This is a genomic window from Cupriavidus sp. 8B (assembly GCF_054589115.1).
Map to the genome: position 1 here is coordinate 1 of NZ_BAAILO010000565.1, position 4022 is coordinate 4022.

Sequence of the window (4022 nt, forward strand, 5' to 3'; positions counted from 1 at the left end):
CGCTCTACAAGGCGCGCGCGCTCCAGAAGTTCGGGGACGAGTCGCGGTGGGAGGAGATGCTCCAGCACCTGCCGTTCGGACGCGCGGCTCGGCCGGGGGAAATCGCAGATCTGGTCGTTTACCTGGCGTCCGATCGTGCCTCCTATCTGAGTGGTGTCGTGGCTGACGCCGATGGCGGAGCCCAATACAGGGACGGCTGAGCGGGGTAGTCATCGCCGGTCCCTCGTAGCGCAATCTTGAACCCGTATTCGTACCACGGGCAGTGTTGTTCCTCAGATCGCACAGGGCCAAGAGCGCGAACGGCTGAAATGGCGGAGCTTCTGCCATTGGAGTGATGAGGGTCCGAGGGCGGAAGCTGGGCGAACTCGGACGTTGGCGAGCCCTGGTGCGACCGGCCGAAACGACCCACAGCGGACGGTGGGTCAAGCGCCAGAGAATCGGCAGCGCTCAGGGCGGAGCCGCCATTCGAATGTCCGCGTAAAGCCGTGGGCCAGCGTCCGTATATGGCCGATTGTGGAGAATTGCCTTCGCCATGTTCCGATCCGACCCGGCGTGGAGCCAGGTGATTCGCTTGTCGCGGCGGTGCCTGAATTTCCAGCGGATCACCCTTTACGGCCAGACATTGCGGCATGTCTAACTGGCGCTACGACTCCAGAATCTCCAGCCCGTTCTCACCACACCATTGCCTCAGCGCTCTTTCGACAGAGTCGGCTCAAGTGCTCGATGCCGAGTCGTATCGAGCACATTGCGGATCAATCGCCTGTACCTTGATTGCCAAGGTCCTGTCGCCGTAGCATTCTCACTGACGTGAATTGAGCTACAGGAGGGCTGTCATGGCCTCTGACACTACTACCCACGACTCGGGGGTTCGTCTGATCGAAGCTGGCGCCATCCGGACCGCACAAGCGATCGGCCAGAAAGGCAGACGCGGAAGAGGCTGGTCAGTATGCCGTAAAACTCCAGGACTTGTTGATCGCCACATCATTTCGCGAGCCGACGAAAGTCGCTCTGTATGTGCCGGCAGTAATGGGCTGCGTGGGGAGCAGGAACACTACCCCTCGAAACAAGCTCGCGTCCTCGACAGCCGAAGCAACCGAGCCAGCCTTGGATTCGGCAGGCACCAGGATGCGAGCCGGTACGCGACTGCCGCCAGGCCCCGTCAGGATGAAGTTCGAGACCGTCAGCACGTCAGATGGCTTTTCAACGTTGACGCGGAACATGATCGGGGGACCGGCTCTGGCCAGATCGGGCGCTGGATTCGGGATCTCGTGGCCAGGAATGAACAAGCCGTGGACGTTGGCATTGTCGGCTGGGTAGTGGGCGCCAGTGCCGGGAGGCAGTTGTTGGCCGCCCCATTGGGCGAGGCCATAGCCGCCGGTTCCGGCTGCGGTCACCACACCAAAGTTCGTCACGCAGTAATTGTCATGCATGGCGAGGCCGATGGTCTCCTGATTGCTGGTAATCCCTTGCAAGTGGTAAACCGAGTTCGCCATCGAGGCAAGACAGCGGCCAATCTCGCCGTTGTAAGCATTCTGTCCAACCCATTGCTTGTGCCAGCCGCCCACGGTGAGTACTTGCTGGTACGGATCGGGACTGGTGAAACCAGGATTCCCGGGGATCTCCGTGTGGCTCATCACCGCGTTGAGCTTCATATACTCCAGGTGGTTCTCGGCCGCGGCGTCCAGGGCGGCGTCTTGCCGCAACGCGCCTACACCCATTGCGATGCGCAGGGAGTTGAGCGCATTGAAGAATTCGAGGCGCGGGTCGGTTCTGGAGTAAGTGGATGTGAGCGCGATCGCAGTCGAAGCAGAAGAAGACGGTTCCTTCCTGATGGTCGGTGTGCGTGGCAGGTTTGAAGCAATCGTTGGAGGGGTGGCGCCAGCGCTACCAATGCTGGCGCAGACCGCGACGAAGGTAGACATCGCGGCAATTGCGAAGAGGCTCTGTTTCACGTTTTTCCGGTTATTTTAGGTCTGTACAAGCGGGGCTAAGGATCCGCGGGTGACCCTGGCAAATCCGCTTCCAGAGGCTTAACGTGATATCGGGAAGATTGGTGCACAGGAGCATGCGCGCCTGGTGCGGCAAGCTGGGGAAGTGGGTAGGGCGCGCCGTCGGCGCCCATGCAGATGCAAGAACCTAGAGACTGTCCAGGTGCCCACGGAGAGGGATCTGAGTATTAGTGTTTGACCCTGCGATTGGGTGGCGGCACAGGAAAAACAGCTTATCGCCAGCCTGCGGGGAGAACGAAGGTCGGAGATCGACCCTTCTGAGTCATTCGACTACGCAGCGCCGAAGGGCCGAGTCGGCCGATAAGCCGCCATTGGCCGACACGGCGGCGGATGGCTCTTCCCGGCCAGTTTGCGAAGATCCTCGCTCGTGATCGAATGACCACAGCGGACACGAAGACAGCCACACGTTTCTGCGCCAACTCATGACACTGTTCGTTCGACAGACGTCTACAAGATCCCCCCAACTATCGTTGCTCAAGCCATCTGTGCTTACCTTTACTTCTAACAACTGAAAGCGCTTTTCACATTGCGGAATTCTCGCCGAGTTTCCGCAGTGTTCTGTTTCCGTTCCTCGAAAACACGTTCCACATCACGAAATTCAACGCCTATCTCATTGAAAAATAAGGATAAACCAACTCTTATGTCTTATATAAGACTTCACAGTGAGGCGCCAGAAGCGCCATACAATGATTCCACGCTGCTTGCTTCGACATCCGTAGCGGCACACGCAACCCTTTCTTCAATCGCGCTTAGGAATTTCGTATGACCCAGTATCAAGACGACATCAAGGCAGTTGCCGGTTTGAAAGAGAACCACGGCAGCGCATGGAATGCCATCAACCCCGAGTATGCTGCCCGCATGCGTGCCCAGAACAAGTTCAAGACGGGTCTGGACATCGCCAAGTACACCGCCAAGATCATGCGCGCCGACATGGCCGCCTACGATGCCGACCCGTCCAAGTACACCCAGTCGCTGGGTTGCTGGCACGGATTCATCGGCCAGCAGAAGATGATCTCGATCAAGAAGCACTTCAACAGCACCGAACGCCGCTACCTTTACCTGTCCGGCTGGATGGTGGCCGCGCTGCGCTCCGAGTTCGGCCCGCTGCCGGACCAGTCGATGCACGAAAAAACCTCCGTCAGCGCGCTGATCCGCGAGTTGTACACCTTCCTGCGCCAGGCCGACGCCCGTGAACTGGGCGGCCTGTTCCGCGAACTGGATGCTGCCCAAGGCCCTGCCAAGGCCGCCATCCAGGAAAAAATCGACAACCATGTCACCCACGTTGTGCCCATCATCGCGGACATCGACGCGGGTTTCGGCAACGCCGAAGCAACGTACCTGCTGGCCAAGCAATTCATCGAAGCCGGCGCATGCTGCATCCAGATCGAAAACCAGGTGTCCGACGAGAAGCAGTGCGGCCACCAGGACGGCAAGGTCACCGTGCCGCACGAGGACTTTCTGGCCAAGATCCGCGCCATCCGCTACGCCTTCCTGGAACTGGGCGTGGACGACGGCATCATCGTGGCCCGTACCGACTCGCTGGGCGCTGGCCTGACCAAGCAGATCGCGGTGACCAACACGCCGGGTGACCTGGGCGACCAATACAATTCCTTCCTCGATTGCGAGGAATTGTCGGCCGACGCACTGGGCAATGGCGATGTCATCATCAAGCGCGACGGCAAGCTGCTGCGCCCTAAGCGCCTGCCTAGCAACCTGTTCCAGTTCCGCGCCGGTACGGGCGAAGCGCGCTGCGTACTGGATTGCGTCACCGCACTGCAAAACGGCGCTGACCTGCTGTGGATCGAGACCGAAAAGCCGCATATCGCCCAGATCGGCGGCATGGTCAGCGAGATTCGCAAAGTCATCCCGAACGCCAAGCTGGTGTACAACAACAGCCCGTCGTTCAACTGGACCCTTAATTTCCGCCAGCAGGTGTATGACGCGATGAAGGCCGCGGGCAAGGATGTGTCGGCATACGAGCGCACCCAGCTGATGAGCGTGGAATACGATCAG

At 59.5% G+C, this 4022-nt stretch carries 3 protein-coding genes; 2 read left to right on the top strand and 1 reads right to left on the bottom strand.

Annotated elements, in window-relative coordinates:
* Positions 1-200: SDR family oxidoreductase (locus ACYP5B_RS48865; protein WP_459574677.1), on the top strand; the 200-nt coding region annotated here is incomplete at its 5' end.
* Positions 201-941: 741 nt separating this feature from the next.
* Here the strand turns inward: ACYP5B_RS48865 and ACYP5B_RS48870 are convergent.
* Positions 942-1952 (bottom strand): CAP domain-containing protein, encoded by a 1011-nt coding sequence (locus tag ACYP5B_RS48870; protein ID WP_459574679.1) that lies wholly within the window; start codon positions 1950-1952, stop codon positions 942-944.
* Positions 1953-2771: 819 nt separating this feature from the next.
* Here ACYP5B_RS48870 and ACYP5B_RS48875 point away from each other — a divergent pair.
* The coding region (locus ACYP5B_RS48875; protein WP_459574681.1) for an isocitrate lyase at positions 2772-4022 on the top strand (1251 nt) is incomplete at its 3' end.